Source organism: Chitinophaga sancti (assembly GCF_034087045.1).
GTDB lineage: Bacteria > Bacteroidota > Bacteroidia > Chitinophagales > Chitinophagaceae > Chitinophaga > Chitinophaga sancti_B.
Genome location: NZ_CP139247.1, coordinates 3,564,283 through 3,584,576 on the forward strand (window position 1 = coordinate 3,564,283; position 20,294 = coordinate 3,584,576).

The 20,294-nt window shown below is 45.7% G+C and carries 19 protein-coding genes; 7 read left to right on the top strand and 12 right to left on the bottom strand.

Annotated elements, in window-relative coordinates:
- Window positions 1-95 precede the first annotated feature (95 nt).
- The 4 genes from SIO70_RS14805 (at window position 96) to pstB (ending at window position 3,536) form a co-directional block, all read left to right on the top strand.
- The gene (locus tag SIO70_RS14805) at window positions 96-923 is read left to right on the top strand and encodes a substrate-binding domain-containing protein (protein ID WP_320581634.1); all 828 of its coding nucleotides are present in this window, start codon (window positions 96-98) and stop codon (window positions 921-923) included.
- A gap of 137 nt (window positions 924-1,060) precedes the next feature.
- Window positions 1,061-1,948 (top strand): phosphate ABC transporter permease subunit PstC, encoded by an 888-nt coding sequence (gene pstC / locus SIO70_RS14810; protein ID WP_320581635.1) that lies wholly within the window; start codon window positions 1,061-1,063, stop codon window positions 1,946-1,948.
- Window positions 1,945-2,778, top strand: a complete 834-nt coding sequence (gene pstA, locus SIO70_RS14815; RefSeq protein WP_320581636.1) for a phosphate ABC transporter permease PstA — start codon at window positions 1,945-1,947, stop codon at window positions 2,776-2,778. Before pstC ends, pstA begins: the two co-directional genes overlap by 4 nt.
- A 2-nt stretch (window positions 2,779-2,780) precedes the next feature.
- Window positions 2,781-3,536, top strand: coding sequence for a phosphate ABC transporter ATP-binding protein PstB (pstB, locus tag SIO70_RS14820; protein WP_320581637.1), 756 nt, complete (start codon window positions 2,781-2,783; stop codon window positions 3,534-3,536).
- Window positions 3,537-3,539: 3 nt separating this feature from the next.
- On the opposite strand, the gene SIO70_RS14825 is transcribed toward pstB, so the two are convergent.
- The 5 genes from SIO70_RS14825 to ggt all read right to left on the bottom strand — a co-directional run bounded on the left by SIO70_RS14825 (window position 3,540) and on the right by ggt (window position 8,136).
- Window positions 3,540-4,391, bottom strand: a complete 852-nt coding sequence (locus SIO70_RS14825; RefSeq protein WP_320581638.1) for a TraB/GumN family protein — start codon at window positions 4,389-4,391, stop codon at window positions 3,540-3,542.
- A 2-nt stretch (window positions 4,392-4,393) separates the two neighbouring features.
- Window positions 4,394-5,443 (bottom strand): hypothetical protein, encoded by a 1,050-nt coding sequence (locus tag SIO70_RS14830; protein ID WP_320581639.1) that lies wholly within the window; start codon window positions 5,441-5,443, stop codon window positions 4,394-4,396.
- Window positions 5,444-5,848 carry a hypothetical protein gene (locus tag SIO70_RS14835; protein ID WP_320581640.1) on the bottom strand — a complete coding sequence of 135 codons (405 nt, stop codon included), beginning with the start codon at window positions 5,846-5,848 and terminating at the stop codon, window positions 5,444-5,446.
- 69 nt (window positions 5,849-5,917) lie between these two features.
- Window positions 5,918-6,439: a DUF1572 family protein gene (locus SIO70_RS14840; RefSeq protein WP_320581641.1), complete on the bottom strand. Its 522-nt coding sequence runs from the start codon at window positions 6,437-6,439 to the stop codon at window positions 5,918-5,920.
- An 11-nt stretch (window positions 6,440-6,450) separates the two neighbouring features.
- Window positions 6,451-8,136, bottom strand: a complete 1,686-nt coding sequence (gene ggt / locus SIO70_RS14845) for a gamma-glutamyltransferase (protein ID WP_320581642.1) — start codon at window positions 8,134-8,136, stop codon at window positions 6,451-6,453.
- Between the two features lie 121 nt (window positions 8,137-8,257).
- Here ggt and SIO70_RS14850 point away from each other — a divergent pair, with 121 nt between their 5' ends.
- The 3 genes from SIO70_RS14850 to SIO70_RS14860 all read left to right on the top strand — a co-directional run bounded on the left by SIO70_RS14850 (window position 8,258) and on the right by SIO70_RS14860 (window position 14,064).
- Window positions 8,258-11,029 carry a TonB-dependent receptor gene (locus SIO70_RS14850; RefSeq protein WP_320581643.1) on the top strand — a complete coding sequence of 924 codons (2,772 nt, stop codon included), beginning with the start codon at window positions 8,258-8,260 and terminating at the stop codon, window positions 11,027-11,029.
- A gap of 127 nt (window positions 11,030-11,156) precedes the next feature.
- Window positions 11,157-11,501, top strand: a complete 345-nt coding sequence (locus SIO70_RS14855) for a hypothetical protein (protein ID WP_320581644.1) — start codon at window positions 11,157-11,159, stop codon at window positions 11,499-11,501.
- 40 nt (window positions 11,502-11,541) lie between these two features.
- The gene (locus tag SIO70_RS14860) at window positions 11,542-14,064 is read left to right on the top strand and encodes a M14 metallopeptidase family protein (RefSeq protein ID WP_320581645.1); all 2,523 of its coding nucleotides are present in this window, start codon (window positions 11,542-11,544) and stop codon (window positions 14,062-14,064) included.
- 134 nt (window positions 14,065-14,198) lie between these two features.
- On the opposite strand, the gene SIO70_RS14865 is transcribed toward SIO70_RS14860, so the two are convergent.
- From SIO70_RS14865 to SIO70_RS14895, 7 genes are all read right to left on the bottom strand, one after another.
- Window positions 14,199-14,780, bottom strand: a complete 582-nt coding sequence (locus tag SIO70_RS14865; RefSeq protein WP_320581646.1) for a redoxin domain-containing protein — start codon at window positions 14,778-14,780, stop codon at window positions 14,199-14,201.
- 53 nt (window positions 14,781-14,833) lie between these two features.
- Window positions 14,834-15,778, bottom strand: a complete 945-nt coding sequence (locus SIO70_RS14870) for a YihY/virulence factor BrkB family protein (protein WP_320581647.1) — start codon at window positions 15,776-15,778, stop codon at window positions 14,834-14,836.
- Between the two features lie 18 nt (window positions 15,779-15,796).
- The gene (mltG, locus tag SIO70_RS14875) at window positions 15,797-16,861 is read right to left on the bottom strand and encodes an endolytic transglycosylase MltG (RefSeq protein ID WP_320581648.1); all 1,065 of its coding nucleotides are present in this window, start codon (window positions 16,859-16,861) and stop codon (window positions 15,797-15,799) included.
- A gap of 67 nt (window positions 16,862-16,928) precedes the next feature.
- Window positions 16,929-17,270 (bottom strand): preprotein translocase subunit SecG, encoded by a 342-nt coding sequence (secG, locus tag SIO70_RS14880; RefSeq protein ID WP_320581649.1) that lies wholly within the window; start codon window positions 17,268-17,270, stop codon window positions 16,929-16,931.
- A 12-nt stretch (window positions 17,271-17,282) separates the two neighbouring features.
- Entirely contained in the window at window positions 17,283-18,437 is a 1,155-nt protein-coding gene (locus SIO70_RS14885; protein ID WP_320581650.1) for a hypothetical protein, read from the bottom strand.
- Between the two features lie 45 nt (window positions 18,438-18,482).
- Window positions 18,483-18,998: an LPS assembly lipoprotein LptE gene (lptE, locus tag SIO70_RS14890; protein WP_320581651.1), complete on the bottom strand. Its 516-nt coding sequence runs from the start codon at window positions 18,996-18,998 to the stop codon at window positions 18,483-18,485.
- A 9-nt stretch (window positions 18,999-19,007) separates the two neighbouring features.
- A complete protein-coding gene (locus SIO70_RS14895) occupies window positions 19,008-20,264 on the bottom strand; it encodes a sigma-54 dependent transcriptional regulator (RefSeq protein WP_320581652.1) in 1,257 nt (418 codons plus the stop codon).
- Window positions 20,265-20,294 lie beyond the last annotated feature (30 nt).

Here is a 20,294-nt window from a genome sequence, read left to right on the forward strand (position 1 = left end):
TTCTTAAGCGACATGCCCCTGTTTTACAAGTTTAATTAATAGTAAGTTAATACAGTTGTTAAAGTTTTTGGAGTGGGAATTGATATCTTATCAATATGAAGTATTCATTCCTCATCCTGGGCATTGTGCTGTTATCCTGTTCGGGCAATAAGACAGTGAAAGTGAAGGGATCAGATACCGAAGTTAACCTTGCCGTACAGTTTGCAGAGTCATTTCATCATTACCAGCCTTCATTATTCGTTTCCGTATCCGGTGGTGGTTCCGGATTGGGTATCGCCTCCCTGCTGAATGGCACGGCAGATATTGCCAATGCCAGCAGGAGGATCAATGATAAAGAGGTGGCCTTGTTCCGGGAAAAAGGCATCGCTCTCGATTCATTCATTTTTGCACAGGATGCCATCGCCTTTATCGTAGCGGATGATCTTCCACTGGAATCTATCAGTACCCAACAGCTGGCTGATGTGCTGAGTGGAAGGGCCCGGAATTGGGAGCAGATTACTGGAAAGAACCTGCCGGTGAACATTTATGGGCGTCAAAGTAATTCCGGAACCCATGATTTTGTAAAAGATCGTTTGCATATCGCTTTCTCTCCACGCGCAAAACAAATGAATGGTAATGCACAGATCGTGGAAGCCATTCGTGCAGATCACTCCGGCATAGGCTATGTAGGTGCCGGCTATGTAAGCGCCGGGTCTAACAAAGGGATAAAAGTATTACCGGTGTATACTACAGACAAAGTTGATGCGGTGTCGCCCCTGGATGCTGCAAAAATCGGAGAAGGAAAATACTTCTTCCAGCGCCCCCTGTTCCAATACTTTAGAGCGAAAGATTCAATACATGTACGGCCTTTCATCGCTTTCGAACAAAGCCCGGAAGGCCAGCGAATAATCAAGACAGGAGGGTATTATCCAGTTGGAAAATAGATAATGTATTACATTTCTATAAGCGTTCTTAGACTGCTCTTAGACCGTTCTTCGACGGTTGTTCGATTATTCTTCGATGCTTCTATAACCTGATACTGATTTTCAAACTGTTTTATTCTACCCAAAAAATGATCTTTATGCATATGAAAAGGCGGGAAAGGATGGACTGGCTCATGAAACAGGTGTTCAAAACGACTGGCTTACTCACCATTGCCTTGCTGGCAGGTATTTTCATTATGTTGTTTTACAACAGTGTGAGCTTCTTTTTCGATGTACCTCCCATCGACTTTTTTACTGGGGCACAGTGGGATCCGGATAATTCCAAGAATGCCTATAGCATCATTCCATTGCTCGTGAGCACGGGCCTGGTGGCTTTTGGGTCTATGATCATCGCGGTGCCATTGGGTATATTATGTGCCGCCTTTCTCTCAGAACTGGCGCCACGAAAATTGCAGGTCATATTAAAACCTGTTATCGAAATGCTGGCCGCCATTCCTTCTGTGGCCATTGGTTTCCTGGGTATTACCCTGGTAGGACCAGGTATTGCAAAGATATTCGGAATTGCGAATGGATTGAATGCCCTGAATGGTTCTATCTTATTGGCAGTGATGGCATTACCTACCATCATTACCATTAGTGAAGATGCGATCAATGCCATTCCCCGTAGTCATCGCGAAGCTTCGCTGGCGCTGGGCGCCAATCAATGGCAAACCCTGTATAAAGTGGTCATACCCGCTGCCTACCCGGGATTGATCGCTGCCGTGTTGCTAGGATTAGGCAGAGCCCTGGGCGAAACGATGACAGTACTCATGGCCACCGGCAATACTGCCGAGATGCCCACTGGTTTCCTGGATTCTATCAGAACCATCACCGCTACCATTGCCATCGAAATGGGAGAGGTGCCTTACCGCACTACCCACTACTTTGCGCTATTTGCTATCGCAGCTGTGTTGTTCTTAATTACTTTACTCATCAACCTCGTTGGGGAATATGCCGCTAACAGGTTGAGAAAATTTCAGGCATGAGAAAATGGTTTAACTGGTTAATATTGACAGGAAGTACGTTCATCGTCTGCCTGTTTCTGGGCGTCATCCTATGGGATATCTTCTCAAAAGGGTTTTCTGTATTATCGTGGCAATTTGTGAGCCAGCCCCCGGTAGCTGCTATGACTAAAGGAGGGATTCTGCCAGCTATTACCGGTACATTGTTACTCACCTTTATCACGACATTATTTTCTGTGCCCTTCGGTGTAGCCTGTGCCGTGTACCTGAATGAATATGCCAGACCTTCTATGTTGACGAATTTGATCAGGGGTTCTATCCGCAACCTGTCTGGTATTCCTTCTATTATTTATGGCTTGTTTGGGCTGGCGCTTTTTGTGCAGACCTTCAGGCTCGGTACTTCTGTATTTGCTGCTGGTCTTACATTAGGGTTACTGTCATTGCCTTATATTATTACTACCACCGAAGAGGCGCTGAAGCGGGTGCCTGTCAGTATGCGCGAAGCTACGCTGGCACTGGGTATCACACAGTTTGAAACGATCAGGGACGTAGTTTTACCCAAGGCATTGCCAGGCATTCTCACAGGTGTTATTCTGACCCTGTCAAGAGCCGCAGGCGAAACGGCACCTATCTTATTTACCGGTGCCGCATTTTATATCAATGGCATGACAACAGCCCTGGATCAGGAGTTCATGGCATTGCCCTATCACCTGTATATGTTGTGCACGCAGCACCAGTCTATCGAAGCCGTACGGCCCCTGGCGTATGGAACGGCTGTTGTGCTCATTATACTCGTGTTTCTCCTGAACATGGTCGCTTTTTATTTCAGGTTTAAACAAAGAACGCAGGATTGATTATGGATAAGATCAAATTGTCAGCACACCATTTGGATTTATATTTTGGTAATAAACAGATCCTGAAACAGGTGAACATCGACTTCCCTGAAAACAAGGTGACGGCGCTGATCGGGCCTTCCGGATGTGGAAAGTCTACCTTACTACGTTCATTTAACCGCATGCATGATCTATCGCCTGATGCAAAGATTAAGGGAGAGATCCTACTGGATAACCAGGATATTTATGACCACCAGCTCTCTGTCAATGAAGTGAGACGAAGGATCGGGATGGTGTTTCAGAAGGCCAATCCTTTGCCCAAAAGCATCTTTGATAATCTCGCTTATCCACTGCGTATCCATCAGTTTTCCAAACATGAAATTCCAGGTTTGGTACAGCGGGCACTGGAAGAAAGTTACCTGTGGGATGAAGTAAAAGATGAATTGAAGAAACCTGCCGTAAAATTATCCGGTGGGCAGCAACAACGATTGTGTATAGCAAGAGCGGTGGTACTGCGCCCCGAGGTCATCCTGATGGATGAACCCTGTTCTGCACTGGACCCTATCAGCACAAATAAAATAGAATCACTCATCCTCAGTCTGAAGCGGGATTATACCATCGTCATCGTCACCCACAATATGCAGCAGGCCCAGCGTATATCAGACAAAGTCGCTTTTATGTACCTGGGCGAACTGATTGAATATGGCGATACCAAACAGATATTCCATTCTCCTCAACAGGAGCTGACAAAGAATTATGTAAACGGCCATTTTGGATGATGCTTACAACGCCACCGGCTCTACCTTGTAACCTGCTTTTCGGAGCAGTGCGATGACCCCGCCTTTGCCGGCTAAATGACCAGCGCCAAAGGCAAAGAATGAAGGTGTCTGCTGTATCTGTTTGGTGATAACAGGTATCCAGTTGTTATTACGATCATCCAGCATGAGCTTTTTGTAGCGGACCACATCTTCTTCCTGCAGGATTAAACCAAGCAGCTGGTTGAGATCAGCCTTATAATAAGCATCCAGCAATTGTTGGTACTCCGTTCTGGAAGCTGCCATATCTTTCACCTGCTTTACAAGACTTGCTGCTTCCTCTTTATCAGGAATACTATCAAATATCGCGATCTGATCTTCCGCATTTTCCAGTCCATGTATGGTGAGTCCCTGGTCTTTGGCAAGTAGCAGGAGCATATTTTCGCAGGAGACAGGATTCGGACAGGTAGCTGTTTTCTCCAATAGCATACTCATAATGAGCATGGGTTTCATCTTGTCTAATAACTGCAATGATGTGCCGACTGAGTCGCGAAAGTAATCGCTCAGTATTGTATAATCTTCAGGAGATAACAATGCTTTGAATGAATAACCTTCAGGCATCATCATTTCACCGGCTATGCGGGTCATGGCTTCCGTATCGTCCATGTTGAATTCCATATAGAAGGCTTTGGTCTCCTTCATCGCTTTGCCAATGGCGACAGAAAAAGGAAGATCGTCGGTGCAGAGCATGTGGATGGTGCCAAACAGGTAAGATGGCTTAGACAGGCCATGGCCGGAGATTTTCCAGAGCAGGGAAGACGAATCTTTGTGTGCTGCCGGCAAAAAGGTCGTTAACAGGCAAAGTAAGGTTGTGAACATGATCAGGCAGTTTTGAAGGCTTGTTTTAATTGCTGTTGCAATGTTTCCAGCTGGGGTTTTTGATGCAGTGCAGTTACGACAATACGGTTAATGGGTGGACTATCCGGATCAGGGTAGCCAAAAGAGGAGATGATGGTTCCTTTGTGTTCCAGCTCTTTTTCAATACGCGCTTTCACCAGGAAGATAGGCAGTTGAAAAGGATTATGTAGCTGAGGCATATCAGCCGTCATCGCTGCAAACTCAGCGATGCTTTGCTGCATCAGTTTCCGTTGATGATGATGTAGTTTTTTGCTTTGCAGAAATGCCCAGGCACTGGCTGGCATCAATGAAGTACCGGCTGTAAAAGCGGGTGTTTTTTTTATAGCGATAATGTCTTCCAGTCTACCCGAGACCACACCTCCCTGTATGCTAAATGCCTTGGCCAGCGAGGCGGAGAGCAGGTAGCGGAGTGGCGGGTGCTGTGGCAGTACATGAACAATACCATTACCGTTGGGTCCCAATACACCAAAGCCATGAGAGTCGTCAATCACTACCATCACTTCTTTATTAATTTCATTCAGCCAGTTGAAATCGTTGATAGTGCTGGTGAGTGGATTCACACTATCGGCCACGATCACAAAGGTGCGATCCGGCCAGGCATTTACTTTCTCAATCGTTTGTGCTGTCCATTCTTCCCATGTCAGATTGGGTATAATGGCTTTACCTAAACGGAGCGAGGGATGTGTGGTAGGAGAGTAGCAAAGCTCACCCTGTGTGGCAGCGTAATGCACCGCTGCCTGCGAGGCGAGGTAGCCGGAAGAAAAGGAAGCTGCTGCGGGGTGTTTGAGCATGTCAGCAAGTGTATCGTCCAGTTCTTCATATAGATCAAGGCGTAAGTTAGCAATGCGGGAAGACACAAATACGGTTCCGTACAGGTCTATGCCGTTACGGAGTGCTTCTTTATAATGAGGATGCGCGTGCAGCCCCAGGTAAGAGAAGCCGGAGAAGAAAAGGTATTCTTTTCCGCTGATGTGGGTTACCTTGTCAGGAGTCGAATTTGTGTGCAAATACATTTATTCAGCCTTTGTTTTCAAAATGAAATAGTAATCACCTGATTTCACTTTCATATCGAAGTGCATATCATCGAGGGTAACAACGGTGACAAGGTTCTCGTAAGTACGATCTCCGTTATTAGCAGTGATGGAGATGACCTTTCCGGCGCTGAGCATCTTGTATTTGCCGGAATCAGGTTTATTATCGATCGTAGCAATGAAGAGGTTGTTGTCGAGGAACTGGTAGAACACGTTCGTATAATAGCCTCTTTTCAGTTCAGTCGCCTGGTTGATTTGCGTGATGTCATAACCGGAGCCGGGTGGAACAACTACATCGTACACTCTCCATTTTTTATGGAGGAGTTGTTTGTCGCCAGCGCCACAAGAGCAGAGAAAAAGGATGGCTAATAGAGCGATATATTTCACGGGAGAATAATTTTATGGGAACAAGTTAAAGCAATTTGCGTTACTGGCAGCCGCCAGTAACGCAAAAAGTCATTTCATCATACTATCATTAAATGCCTGTGAGCCGCCCTTCGGAATGCTCAGACTCAACCACTTGTCGCCTTTCAGGATCTTTCCTAAATATACAATCTGTCCTACATGATACGGTACATGCATCAGTTGCCTGTTGATGGCATCTACGACTACATGTGGCTCACTCCTGATCAATACCTTCTTCTCCAGGTCATCCGGTGTAAGACTGCCGATAGCATCCAGTATTATTGTCCAGCCTTCATTCCACAATTGGATAATGGCTTCCTTCGAAGCGACGTCATTCTCAAACTCACTGTCCCTGTTTCTCCATGCCTTCTCTCCATCCGATGTCAGGAAGTCTGTCCAACGCGAACGCATGTTCCCGCTCAGGTGTTTTACGATCAGGTAAATGCTGTTAGGCTCACCTTCCGGTTGCCACAGCAGTTGCTCACCTGTCAGTTGGGCGATGGTTTTGTCGCCCAGTGATTTGTAGTAGGACAGTCTTTCAAGTGCGCTGTCCAGGTAGATCTTTCCAAGCATAATAGTATGTATTAATAACCAGCAGCACTGTCATCACCGCGTTTATCGCCAACAGCATTCATCTGTCCATCTGCGTTTACTTTAATGACTTCAGTACGACCGATATGTCCTCTTGTCGTGATCTTGTACCCCATTTTTTCCAGGTCTGGCAATGGTGCTTTCTCGAAATCTTCTTCTACCACTACTTCATCCGGCAGCCACTGATGATGGAATTTAGGCGCATCTACAGCGTCTTTCGGAGACATGTTAAACTCCAGCAGGTTCATTAATGTCTGGAATACTGAAGTGATGATTGTGGAACCACCCGGTGTACCTGCTACAATGTAGGGCATTTGGTTTTTTAAAACAATGGTGGGCGTCATGGAGCTCAACATTCTTTTGCCAGGGGCAATGGCATTGGCTTCATTACCTACCAGGCCATACATATTGGGTACGCCTGGTTTTACACTGAAATCATCCATTTCATTATTCAGCAGGAAACCTGCACTGCCTACTACTACTTTAGAACCATAACCACCATTCAATGTAGTGGTCACAGATACTGCATTTCCTTCGGCATCCATTACAGAGAGGTGAGTGGTTTCATCACTTTCATGAATGCTACCAGCCTTTACAACTTCGCTGGAACCAGCTTTGGTTGAGTCGAAGTTATTCATGCGTGATCGGATATAAGTAGCATCAGTCAGTTGTTTCACCGGTACCTTTACAAAATCAGGATCACCCAGGAACTGTGCCCTGTCAGCATAAGCGCGTCTTTCTGCTTCTATCATCAGCTGTATAGATTTCACAGAATGAAAGCCCCATGAAGCTAAAGGATAAGGAGCCACCATGCCCATAAGCTGTTGCAGCGCAATACCACCACTACTTGGCAGCGGCATAGTGACAATGTCGTATTGTTTATATTTAAACACGACCGGTGTTCTGTCTACCGCACGATAAGATTTCAGGTCTTCTAATGTGATCAGGCCATTGGCTCTTTCCATTTCATCTACGATCTTCCGGGCAGTTTCACCTTCATAAAAACCTTCACGACCTTTGTCTCGTATTAGTTTCAGTGTGTTGGCCAGGTCTTCCTGGATCAGTATATCTCCTTCCTTCCAGGGAGTGTCGCGCATAAATGCGTTGTCTTCGGTATTGAGTTTTTTAAATTGTGCCTGTGTCGCATTGAGGCTACGGGCTTCAGCAGCTGTAATCGCAAAGCCTTTTTCGGCCAGCCGTATTGCCGGGGCAATCAGTTTCTTCATAGGTAATCTGGCATAAGGCAGGGACGAAAACAGGCCGGCTACAGTACCTGGTACACCACAGGCCAGGTGACCGTCGATGCTGAGCGACCTGACAGGATTACCGTCAGCATCCAGGTACATGTCCCTGGTTGCCTTTGCTGGTGCCGCTTCCCGATAGTCAAGCGTTACGTTTTTACCCGTCTTCAGGTGGGCCACCATAAATCCACCACCACCCAGGTTACCGGCGGCGGGATATACAACTGCCAGCGCCAGCTGGGTTGCAATTGCAGCATCTACAGCATTACCACCTTGTTTCATGACTTCAATCCCAGCCAGACTGGCAAGGGGATGGGCCGAGACAACGGCACCATGAGAAGCATTTGTTTCTTTTTCAATTTTGTAGTGGATTGCGTCGTCCTGCGCATAAATACTGGTGCAGGAGAACAACGTAAGCGTGAGTAATACTGTGCGCATCTGAAACGTATTTTATTCTTATCGATCAATTTAGTATTTTGGTTAACAGCCTATAGTCTATAACCCATATTCGCCAACTTCAAAGAACAAATCTAAATATAAAACCCAAAATCTACTTCGTATGATTTACCCAGTTAACCATTTTCGGGGGCTATTGCTCCTTTTTTCTCTATTAATCGTCTCGACACAATTGACATTTTCCCAGACAGCAGGCATCATTACAGGCATTGTCAAAGACGGCAATGGCGCTGTATTACCCGGGGCTACCGTACAGATCGAACGTACCAACAAAGGTGGTTATACCAATGCCCAGGGACGGTTTTCGCTGGAGACCATCCCCGGCAATTACACCGTGCTGGTGAGTTACGTGGGATTTGTAACACAACATCAACCTGTTACTGTAAAAGCCGGAAGTACCTTCGAACTCAACATCTCCCTGGTGGCAAGTACGACCATGAATGAACTGGTAGTACTGGGTTCCCGCGGTTTGCCACGTAGTCAGACAGAAACACCCGTGCCCGTAGATGTGATAGACATCAAGCGCATAGTGGAAGACGCACCACAGGTGAGTGTAAACCAGATCCTGAATTATGTAGCACCTTCTTTCAGCTCCGGGGTGCAAACAGTGGCAGATGGTACTGATCACATTGATCCCGCATCCCTGCGCGGTTTAGGACCTGACCAGGTACTGGTATTGGTAAATGGTAAAAGAAGATACACCACAGCACTCGTGAATGTAAACGGCACCTTTGGCCGTGGTGCAGTAGGTACTGATATGAATTCTATTCCTACTGCCGCCATCGATCGTATTGAGATCTTAAGAGATGGCGCTGCGGCGCAATATGGCTCTGATGCCATTGCAGGTGTGATCAACATTATCCTGAAGAGTAGCGTCAATCAATTAGGCATCAACGTTACTACAGGAGGGAATGTCACTTCGCAGGCAGACCACAATTTAGATGGACAAACTGTGCAAACCGCCGTCAATTATGGTATTCCCATTGGTAATAAAGGAGGCTATATCAACTTCGGCGGTTCCTATGATTTCAGGAATTATACCAATCGCTCAGGTGCATGGGTAGGTACGATCTACAAAGCGTACCCCGGTGGTGTAGATAAGACAGATAGTTTTCTCGTAGCCAATCACATCACCCGCAATGATATCCGCATGCGGGTAGGACAGTCAAAACTACGCAGTGCACAGCTGTTTGTGAATGCAAAAATTCCGTTGGAAAACAATGGTGAAGTGTACTTCTTTGGTGGCATTGGTTACAGGGCTGGTAATGCAGCAGGTGTATACCGCCTGCCCAATGATAGCCGCAATGTGATAGACATCTATCCACTGGGGTTCCTGCCAGAGATCAATAGCGATATTTATGATCGCTCATTCGGCGCGGGAATCAGGGGAACACTCGGTGAATGGAAAGTAGATTTTAGCAATACCTATGGCAGAAATGAATTTGATTTCTCCGTACAGCATTCGCTGAATGCATCGCTGGAAAATGCATCTCCTACTAAGTTCACCTGTGGAGGACCGATCTTCGCACAGAATACCACGAACCTTGATTTCTCAAGAAGGGTAGATATTTTTGATATCGCTTTTGGTGCAGAACATCGCTTTGAAAAATACCAGCTGGTAGCAGGTGCAGAGAACTCTTATACAGACTATGGCCGTGCCTCCAAAATAGGTGTAGATGCCAATGGTCATGATATTTTGATTCCAGATCCACAAGGCCCGATCAATACATTATTTGGTCCTGATGGTTCCGCAAGAGCCGGTGGTGCACAGGTATTTCCCGGTTTCAGACCAGAGAATGCGATCACTGCCACCCGATCGGCCATTGCCGCATACCTGGATGTAGAAGCCAATTTAAGCAGGGCATTCTTATTAGGGGGAGCCATCCGTTTTGAAAACTACAATGATTTCGGTAGCACGACAAACGGTAAGATCACTGCCCGTTACAAACTCAGTGAAGGCACTGCTATCCGTGGATCGGCCAGCACCGGCTTCAGAGCACCTTCTTTACATCAGCAGTATTATTCTTCTACAAGTACTTTATTTGTAGATGGCGTAGCTTATGAAGTTGGCACTTTTACAAACGACAGTCGGCCGGCACAACTGCTCGGTATTCCCAAACTCAAGCCAGAGAAGTCAAAGAGCGTGAGTGCAGGTTTCACCACCATTGCAGGCAAATTCAGTTTCACCCTGGATGGATACTATACCCGCATCAATGACAGGATCGTATACACCGATCAGTTTTCCGGCAGCAATGCCGATACCGCTTCTGCAGTAGATAAGGAAATTTACCAGCTACTCTCCCTCGCAAATGCCAACAGGGCAGCTTTCTTTGCGAATGCCATCAACTCAGAAACAAAGGGTGTCGACCTCGTAGCTACATACAGTACCCGGCTGGGCAAAGGTACTTTCCGTGCAGACCTGTCAGGGACCTATAGTTACACCCAGCAGGTGGGCGATATTCATTCTTCTCCCAAACTGAAAGGCAAGGAGAATATCTATTTCAGCCGTACCAGCCGTATTTATTTAGAACGGAGCGTACCACGGGAAAAGGTCAATCTCACACTGGCATATACCATCCATAAATTGAACCTGTTTGTAAGAAATGTGCATTTCGGTAGCGTGGAAGAAGCAACCAATGATCCTGCTTTCTACCAGACCTACGGAGCCAAAGTGATCACAGACGTGGCCATAGGTTACCGGCTTACAAAAGAGGTCAAAGTAAGCATCGGCTCCAACAATGTACTGGACGTGTACCCTGACCTGGTAAAAAATCCAGCCAATACAACGAATAACCAGTTCCGATATAGCCGCCGTGCCACCCAGTTCGGGTATAATGGCCGGTTCTTATTTGCCAGGATAGAACTGAATTTGTAACAGGGAGGGAGCACGAAGCTCCCCCCTTTCGTGCTATTTTGAGTTATTGATATTTTATATATGTTTGTAAGGGACATAATAACCTATGAGAACAGCTTTAAAATGCACGGGCACTTTATTGCTGTTTATGATTACAGTGCACTGTAATAACCAGCAACCCGACAATGCGACCTTGAAACAGATTATGCGCGATGAAGATGGCTCCGTATACAAACGCGTATTTACATTATCGACAGCACCCAACAGGGAACGGGTAGAGATCTATTTCAGATCCGGTGGTCTGAAGGAGCTTTATTTCCGCAGGGATGGCAGGCTGGAAGGTCCGCGTCAACTCTTTTACAGCAATGGTATGCTATCAGAATCCGGCAACTGGCGGGGTGATCGTCGTATAGGTGAGTTCCGTTATTACCGCGAAGATGGGCAGCTGGATTGTGTGCAGTACTTCGGTTTGTTGGGAGACGGTAGCAGGTGATGCTTATATTTCCTATCTTCATGTAGTAATTCTACAACAGATGAAATACCGTTTACTGACACTGGTTTATGCAGTTCTTGCCACAACTTTTTCCCTTTCTGCTAAAACACTGCCTTCGCCGGATCAGTTTCTTGGATATCCACTAGGCACACACTTTACACCACACTACCGGGTGTTGGAATACTTCAGGGCAGTAGCCGCCGTTACGCCCAATATGCAGCTTGAACAATATGGAACTACGTACGAAGGCCGGCCGCTGATGATGGCGACCATCACTTCGCCTGCGAACTTTGCCAGGCTCGGCCAGATCAGGCAGCATAATTTGCAGCTGGTGAGTGGAGAAGCAAAGGTGGCGGACAATGATCCTGTCATCGTATGGCTCAGTTACAATGTACACGGAAATGAAGCAGTATCTACAGAGGCTGCGATGAAAACCCTGTACACACTGGCCAATAAGAGCAATACACAGCAACAGCAATGGCTTGAAAATACTGTGGTGATCATCGATCCCTGTCTGAACCCGGACGGTCGTGAGCGTTATGTAAATTACTACAACCAGGTACATACCATTATACCCGATCCGGTATTGTCCGGCAGGGAGCATAAAGAACCCTGGCCAGGTGGCAGGGCAAACCACTATTACTTTGACCTGAACCGTGACTGGGCATGGCAAACACAAACTGAATCACAGGCAAGGATGAAACAATACAACAGCTGGATGCCACAGGTACATGTGGATTTTCATGAACAAAGCATCGATGCACCTTATTACTTTGCCCCTGCAGCAGAACCTTTGCACGATATCATCAAACCATGGCAGAGAGATATGTTGAAGATGATCGGTAAGAACAATGCGAAGTACTTTGATAAAGAAGGCTGGTTGTACTTTACGAAAGAAACATTCGATATGTTTTATCCCAGCTATGGCGATACATATCCTACGTATAATGGCGCCATCGGTATGACGTATGAACAAGGTGGTGGCGGCCGCGCAGGTATCATGGCCCTGAAACAGGATGGTGATACACTGACGCTGGCACAGCGTATTGCACACCACTTTACCACCGGTATGTCTACCATAGAAGTGGCTGCAGGTCAGGGCCAGCAGCTGCTGAAAGATTTCTCCGGCTACTTCTACGAAGCAAGTCATAACCCCGATGGTCCTTATAAAACATATGTGATCAAATCCGGTGGTAATGCAGAAAAATTAGCTGCTTTGGCCATATTGCTGAAACGCAATAATATCAAATTCGGGTATGGTGCAAATGGTGCGCGTGCCACTGGTTTCAACTACTTCAGTGGTAAGACAGAAGGATTCGCTGTCGATAAAGAAGATATGGTGATCAATGCCATGCAACCCCGTTCTAACCTGCTGAAAGTATTGTTTGAACCAGATAGCCGCCTTACTGATTCTATTACTTATGATATCACAGCGTGGGCATTGCCTTATACATATGGCTTACAATCCTATGCAGTGAAAGAACCTTTGAATGCAGAGCGCGATACCTTACTGATACCGGTCACAGCACCCATGAATTCAGAACGTAGTTATGCCTATCTGGCCAAATGGAATAGTATCAGGGATGTACGTTTTCTTTCCGCCTTATTGAAAAGAAAAATAAGAGTACGATTTGCAGAAGGCCCTTTTACAGCAGGTGGTAAATCTTATTCTGCCGGCACATTGATCATTACAAGATCAGGGAATGAGGGGATAGGAGAGGGCTTTGATGTGATGGTGACCGGACTGGCTAAAACAGTGGGTGTGACATTGGATGCAGCTAGTACAGGTTTTGTAGATAAAGGCGTTGACTTTGGATCTGAAAAAGTTCATTATATCAAACCAATGAGAATCGGATTGTTAATGGGAAGCGGTGTATCTTCACTGGCAGCAGGTGAGATCTGGTATTATTTCGAACAGCAGATCGGCTACCCGCTTACCATCATTGATCAAAATAACCTGGACCAGGTGAACTGGAAAGATGTGGATGTGTTGATCCTGCCGGATGGTAATTATAAATTCCTCGCCGATAAGGAGAATGCAAACAAACTGAAAGATTGGGTGAGCAATGGAGGAAAACTGATTGCATTGCAGGATGCATTATTCCAGGTAGCGCAGCAGGAGTGGGGTATCAAAGTGAAGAAAGATGCCATGCCGGGCCTGGATGAAAAGAAGGATGAATATGCACTCCTGAAGAGTTATGGAAACAGGGAGAGAGATGGTATCAAACAGGCGATTCCGGGCGCTATTTACAGGGTACAACTGGATAATACGCATCCGTTGGCATTTGGATTTTCAGATACTTATTATACCCTGAAACAGGATGACAGGTTGTATGAATTTATGGATAGTGATGGCTGGAATGTAGGTATACTGAAAAAGGATAATTACCTCAGTGGATTTGTAGGAACAGAAACCCGCAAGCGCCTGAAAGATGGATTGCTATTTGGTGTGAAGGAAATCGGGAATGGTAAGGTGGTAATGCTGGCAGATGATCCCCTCTTCCGCAGTTTCTGGGAGAATGGGAAATTGCTGTTTGGCAATGCGGTATTCATGGTATTCTAACCCCCTTAAAAACTTATTTTCAATTTTTAAAGCCGGCCGCAGGCCTTGCCTCCCCGCGATTGAAAGCTGATACCTACGGTATCAGCTTTCAATCGCGGCTATTTTTTTATAAAAACCCCGATTGAGTCAATTTTCTAAAATCGCTTAATATTACACCCCAGCGAAGGCGTAGTATTCACCTTTGGCGATTTCTTTGCCAATAAATCATTGATCGCGTTATTAAGATGCCTTGTCTTCACCGCCTCCGCATTACCCGGACTATCATCAATACTTCCCTTATACACCAGCATACCGCTTTGGTTAAAAAGATAACACTCCGGCATATGAGCAGCTTGAAACGCATCTGCCATACTTGCACCAGGATCAGCTACATAATACCAGTTGAATTGCTGAGAAAGTGCGTAAGCTTTCATAGCATCCAGCGTAACATTGGCATTTGAGTTCACGAGGACAACCCCGATCTGGTTGGTGAGGGCGTAGCGACAAATTTCGATGGTTCTGGCTTTGTTCCTTTCAATATACGGGCAGTCATTGCCCGAAAACATCACTAACAGGCCATTGGTTTGTACGGCTTTGTTGAGTGTAATTTCTTTTCCGGAAATGTCTTTGAGTGCCTGATCTCCTTTAGGGATAGGCGCTCCTATTTCCAAAGGGACTTCCCTCACCTGCATGGCGGTGAGAGCAAAGCATAGCGCTAGGTAGTGAGACTTCATCATAAATATAGGTTTACGGGGTAACAGTTGGGCTAAGGTAATACTTATGTATTAAATTAATTTAATCTATTGGATGAGTGGTGGGCTTCCTTTAGATACTTAATACTCGCATTGAGCTCAAAACCAATCAATAACGTCAAGGAATTCAAATAAACCGCGATCATCAATATTAACAACGTCCCAACGGACCCGTAAATCTTATTGTAATTACTAAAGTTATTCACAAACACTGAAAAGCCAATAGTCACCAAAATCATTAAAATCGTGGCCAGGGTACTTCCAGCCGTAATAAACTTCCAACGCTTATTTGTCGCTGGCACGAACCGGTACAATACAGACAAGATAGAATAAAAAAGGAAGATAATCAATACCCATCTTGTTGTCTCCGCCAGTGAAATAACCGACTTGTTTTTAATGCCCAGTGTATCAAATATATAATGCAGCACCGTACCCTGCGCAATGATCAATGCCACCGTCAGCAACAGCAAAAAAACTAATATTGCGGTCAGTTGCAACGCCAGTAATCTTTTCTGCCACCACTTCCGTTTCCTGAATCCAGGTTGCTTTCTGTTGAACGAACGGGCTACCCCCATTACGGCATTTGAAGACGCAAAAAAGCTCATCCCAAATGAGATCGACAACAACCCGTTATGATGTGTATACAGGAAGTCATGGATCATATCCCGCATTATGATGTAAGTGTTGTAATTCGGGGTCACATCTTCCGCCAGTTCATACAGGGTCGCCTCTACATTATTCATGGGGATATAAGGCACCAATGTAAACAGGAAGATAAAGAACGGTGGTATCGCCAGCAGGAAGTTGAACGATATGGCGGCAGCTCTCTCTCCGAGACTTTTATTCCTGATCTCCCTGAAGAAATAATGGATTACATCATAGAGGGGCAGGCCCTCAAAACCGGGCAATACAATCCCCTTACTCCTGTGGATAAGGAAGCTGATAGGTTTGATTGCAAGTATGATAGATTCTATTTTTCTCATAGCTAAGCAGGTAAGCCACTATATACCTCTTGCATTCAGGGCTGCCTGATATAAATGGGCATTTTTCATATGCTCTGCGTAGGTGGCCGCAAATGCATGATAACCAGAAAAATCAGATTTAGCGCAAAAATACAGGTAATCTGTCTCGGGCGTATTGAGCACCGCTTCCAGTGTTTTTACGGATGGGGTACAAATCGGACCCGGAGGCAACCCTGCATACTTGTAGGTATTATAAGGAGAATCAAATTGCAGATGTCCTTCCCTGATTCTTCTCAAAGCAAAATCCTGCAGGGCAAATTTCACAGTCGGATCGGCCTGCAATCGCATTCCTTTTCTGAACCTGTTCAAATATACGCTGGAAATCAATGGTTTTTCGTCATTCTTATTGGATTCCTCTTCTATAATAGAAGCCAGTATGGTCACCTGGTCTATGGAAAGGTTCAAATGTTGTGCTTTCTCTTTTCTTTCTGTCGTCCAGAAGTCTTCTCTTCCTTTTTCAATCTTCTTAAATGCATTCTCTGCAGAAGTGTTCCAGTAAAACTGGTAGGTGTTTGGCATAATGGCACACATCACCGTATTGGTATCCAGTCCAAACTGTCTGAGGTATACATTGTCATTGATCAGTGCCTGGAAAGTAGCAGAATCTGCCTCCAGGTTTGCACAGATCTTATGGATCAGGTCTCGTTTTGTTCTGAGTTTGGTGATGGTGAGCACCACGGGTGTCTGACGGCCGGAGCGGAGCAGTTTTACAATTTCGAAATTGCTCATGCCCCTGTTGATCTTATACTTACCTGCCTTAACACGGTCAGGGTAGCCCAGTTCCCGTGCCACCCAGTCAAAGCTGCCACGGCTGCGGATGATTTCCTGGTCCATGAGTCCATTGAGAACGTCGGTATAGGTACTGCCGGTGCGGACATAAAAGAATTTGTTATCGCCAAATGACCGGGTATTAGGGCCAAAAAGGCGATATCCAAAATAAACAAGCGTTCCGGCGGCCAGGGCAATCACGACCACCAGGGCGCGTCTGATCCATAGGCTTTTATGTTGCTGTTGCTTTGATTTGCTGGTCTTTTTCTTTGCCATAAAAAGGATAGGTAACAAAAAACCTCGCTGGTTTGGCGAGGTTCTATTAATAGCTTAGTTAGCCAGATTATTTGGATTGCGGAGTAGCACCACCCTGTGGAGCAGGCACCTGTTGCTGCTGCATACCACCGGAAGCTGGTACATTGCGCTCGATCACTGACTTTTCCTGCTGTTTTACAGTCCCCTTTGAAATGAAGATAGAAGAGGTCATGCAAAGTACAGCAATGATAGCAGCCAGGATCCAGGTACCTTTCTCGAGTACATCGGTAGTCTGGCGCACACCCATTACCTGGTTACCAAAACCACCAAAAGTGCCGCTCAAACCGCCACCTTTTGGGTTTTGTACCAGCACAAAAAAGCCTAACAGCACGCAGGCCAGGATGATTAAAATACCGAAAATCAATAACATATTATAAATGTGTTAATTTTTGTCTGTTAGAATTTGTATTTCCTTGATCTTTTGCGCAAAATAAGCGCTTTTGGCGGGATTAAGCAAACTTAATTTTTGATATATCAGGATCGCTGTACTATACTGGCGTTGCTTCGCCCATACCTCAGCCAGCGTCTCGGTGACCATATCATTATTAAGTGTGATTGAATTCATCGCCATTTTCTCTACAGCCTCAGATACTTCAGGATCTGCATCCTGATAACTAATATTGATCTGCTGACGGTACCAGTCTTTACTGGCCTTATCAGCAAAGCTGCTTTTCATCTCTTTCAGCCAGGAGGTGAAGCTCTTCATCTCCGCTTTGCCCTTTTCATTCAGTTCATCTGCTCTTTCAGGATCTTTCAGGCGCTTGTAGGCGAAATAATCATCTGAAAAAAGTGGTTGGAATGTAAGGGTAGAATTATCATCCAACGCCGGCATGTTCAGCGGGAATATTTTAATTGGCTCTTCTTCAGCTGTGATGGCTACCGGAAGGTCGGACGCTACTATAATCGGTTCTGGTTCCATCTCTGGCTCTTCTGCTTTTGTCTGTTCGGTTATTATTTCTGGTTCCGGCTCTGGTACCTCTTCTGTAACTGTTACATTATCAGGTGTCACGGTGAGCTCGTCATCAGCAATAAATGTCGTTATTTCGTCTTCTATTGGAGCTTCGTATGGATCAGCTTTTTGCTCACGAGTTTCATAGGCTGGTGCTTCGTAAGCTGCTTTTTGATCAGGTGTTTCGTAAGCTGTTTTCTGGTCATGTGCCTCATACCCCGCATTCTGCTCAGGCGCTTCATAAGCTGCTTCCTGCTCACGTGCCTCATACCCCGCTTCCTCCTCAGTTACCTCATTAACCGTCTCCTCATTTATCGAAGTTACCGGCTCCATTACCACAGGTGCTGCCACTGCCTCATCCGTAGTAATAAACCGATAGAAATAATGCATATTATTACTAAACTGCTGTGCCTTCTTTACAGCCGGCGCCAGCAGGTTCTTTTGTTCGCTATACTGTTTTTTGGCTAATAATAGCCTGGCCGCCGTAAAGTATGGATATTGTGAAATAACCCAATCTATATCCGGCTCGTTTACCTGCTTAATATCAGGCGTTTGGAAAATATGTTGAATGATCCTGTTTGCGGTCATATAGCTGCTAAAGTATGAAAAAAATTTAAATACGAAAGCTACATTTTACCAGTTTGCAAAGGCCTTATTAAAAATATCATCCACGACCTGGGGGAGAATTGTATTTTCTAACAGGCTGTTTTCCACTGAACTGGGCAACTGCGTGGCCGAGAAGTCAGCCGACCGGGTAAAGGCCTGGGTCCATCCTTTCTTATCACCTACTCTCTTTACAAAAGTGATGCTGATGGTCACCGTCAAACGGGAAGTTGCCGCCTTGTCCACATTGGTTACAGCCGCATTGCTGAAAGCATACCCTGTAATCGCTCCTTTGAATTCATAGTCGGTATTGTCTTCATTCACCTGTACCAGCCTTGTTTGTGAAGTGACTTTCGTTCTCAGTTTTTCAGTTACGTTCTGGCTCAGGGTCGGGTTATTAATTGGCGCCCTGTTATCAATGAACCGTACATTCACTGTTTTTGCCCCCTGATCTATACTGGCGCCGTTGGCGGAGTATTTAACGGAGCATCCCCCCATCATCAGCAACAGGCTGATGGCCATTATCCCCTGGAATAATCTGGTCATTGCAATACTTTATTCGTTAATGTTGTATTCTTTCAGTTTTCTATACAATGTTCTCTCCGAAATACCCAGATCAAGCGCGGCATCTTTTCTTTTGCCCTTGTGTTTTTTCAGCGCTTTTACAATCAGTTCCTTCTCCTTGTCGGCAATAGACAGTGTCTCTTCTACTTCTTCGTGGTGGTCTATCTTATTATTGTCCTGCAGGATGATCGGTTGTTGCGGTGCAGCAATCGCCGTAGATGTCATATTCGTATTCACCTCCTGCTGAGGATGGAAATTGTGTAGCACATGACTATCCTGGAAATTGGCCGGGGCACTATGCGCCAGGTTAGGATTCTGCAGTACTTCGAAGAACATCTTCTTTAGTTCTGTCACATCCTTCTTCATGTCGAAAAACAACTTGTAGAGGATATCCCTTTCGTTCGAAAAATCACCGTTTGCCTTGGCCTGTGGCGCTGCCAGCATAGGCAGACGAGGCGTTTCCGGTACTTCTGGCAGGAATCTTCTCAGTTCCTGAACGGTGATCAGTTTATCATGGGCCAGTACGGAGATCTGTTCCGCCATATTCTTCAGTTCACGCACATTTCCTCTCCATGGATAGTTGACAAGGATATTACGTGATTCTTCATCCAGCTGGATAGAAGTAGTCTTATATCTTTCGGCAAAGTCAAGGCAAAATTTGCGGAACAACAGGGGAATATCTTCCTTCCTGTCACGTAGCGAGGGTACCCGGATAGGTACGGTATTCAGACGGTAGTACAGGTCTTCCCTGAACTTTCCATCCTGGGTATGATCCAGCAGATCGCGGTTGGTAGCCGTGATCACGCGTACATCTGTTTTTTGCACCTTGGAGGAACCTACTCTGATGAATTCACCTGTTTCCAGTACACGGAGCAGGCGGGCCTGTGTGCCTAATGGCATTTCGCCGATTTCATCGAGGAAGATGGTACCACCGCTCACGGTTTCGAAGTAACCTTTACGGCTATCGACAGCACCTGTAAATGATCCTTTTTCATGTCCGAACAATTCGGAATCGATTGTTCCTTCGGGTATAGCTCCGCAGTTGACAGCAATGAAAGGGTTATGTTTACGTGCACTTAATGAGTGGATAATATTGGAAAACACTTCTTTACCAACGCCGCTTTCTCCGACTATCAATACCGTCAGGTCTGTATTGGCCACCTGGGCGGCCACCTGTAGGGCGTAGTTGAGTACCGGTGAATTTCCTATAATGCCAAACCTGTTTTTAATGGACTGTATGTTATCCATATCCTTAATTTACGAGGCTGAGGGTATCAG

Excerpts from the sequence above, each read along its gene's own strand:
- SIO70_RS14805 (WP_320581634.1), top strand. The coding sequence starts at position 96 with ATGAAGTATTCATTCCTCATCCTGGGCATTGTGCTGTTATCCTGTTCG.
- pstC (WP_320581635.1), top strand. The coding sequence starts at position 1,061 with ATGCATATGAAAAGGCGGGAAAGGATGGACTGGCTCATGAAACAGGTG.
- pstA (WP_320581636.1), top strand. The coding sequence starts at position 1,945 with ATGAGAAAATGGTTTAACTGGTTAATATTGACAGGAAGTACGTTCATC.
- pstB (WP_320581637.1), top strand. The coding sequence starts at position 2,781 with ATGGATAAGATCAAATTGTCAGCACACCATTTGGATTTATATTTTGGT.
- SIO70_RS14825 (WP_320581638.1), bottom strand. The coding sequence starts at position 4,391 with ATGTTCACAACCTTACTTTGCCTGTTAACGACCTTTTTGCCGGCAGCA.
- SIO70_RS14830 (WP_320581639.1), bottom strand. The coding sequence starts at position 5,443 with ATGTATTTGCACACAAATTCGACTCCTGACAAGGTAACCCACATCAGC.
- SIO70_RS14840 (WP_320581641.1), bottom strand. The coding sequence starts at position 6,439 with ATGCTTGGAAAGATCTACCTGGACAGCGCACTTGAAAGACTGTCCTAC.
- ggt (WP_320581642.1), bottom strand. The coding sequence starts at position 8,136 with ATGCGCACAGTATTACTCACGCTTACGTTGTTCTCCTGCACCAGTATT.
- SIO70_RS14850 (WP_320581643.1), top strand. The coding sequence starts at position 8,258 with ATGATTTACCCAGTTAACCATTTTCGGGGGCTATTGCTCCTTTTTTCT.
- SIO70_RS14855 (WP_320581644.1), top strand. The coding sequence starts at position 11,157 with ATGATTACAGTGCACTGTAATAACCAGCAACCCGACAATGCGACCTTG.
- SIO70_RS14860 (WP_320581645.1), top strand. The coding sequence starts at position 11,542 with ATGAAATACCGTTTACTGACACTGGTTTATGCAGTTCTTGCCACAACT.
- SIO70_RS14865 (WP_320581646.1), bottom strand. The coding sequence starts at position 14,780 with ATGATGAAGTCTCACTACCTAGCGCTATGCTTTGCTCTCACCGCCATG.
- SIO70_RS14870 (WP_320581647.1), bottom strand. The coding sequence starts at position 15,778 with ATGAGAAAAATAGAATCTATCATACTTGCAATCAAACCTATCAGCTTC.
- mltG (WP_320581648.1), bottom strand. The coding sequence starts at position 16,861 with ATGGCAAAGAAAAAGACCAGCAAATCAAAGCAACAGCAACATAAAAGC.
- secG (WP_320581649.1), bottom strand. The coding sequence starts at position 17,270 with ATGTTATTGATTTTCGGTATTTTAATCATCCTGGCCTGCGTGCTGTTA.
- SIO70_RS14885 (WP_320581650.1), bottom strand. The coding sequence starts at position 18,437 with ATGACCGCAAACAGGATCATTCAACATATTTTCCAAACGCCTGATATT.
- lptE (WP_320581651.1), bottom strand. The coding sequence starts at position 18,998 with ATGACCAGATTATTCCAGGGGATAATGGCCATCAGCCTGTTGCTGATG.
- SIO70_RS14895 (WP_320581652.1), bottom strand. The coding sequence starts at position 20,264 with ATGGATAACATACAGTCCATTAAAAACAGGTTTGGCATTATAGGAAAT.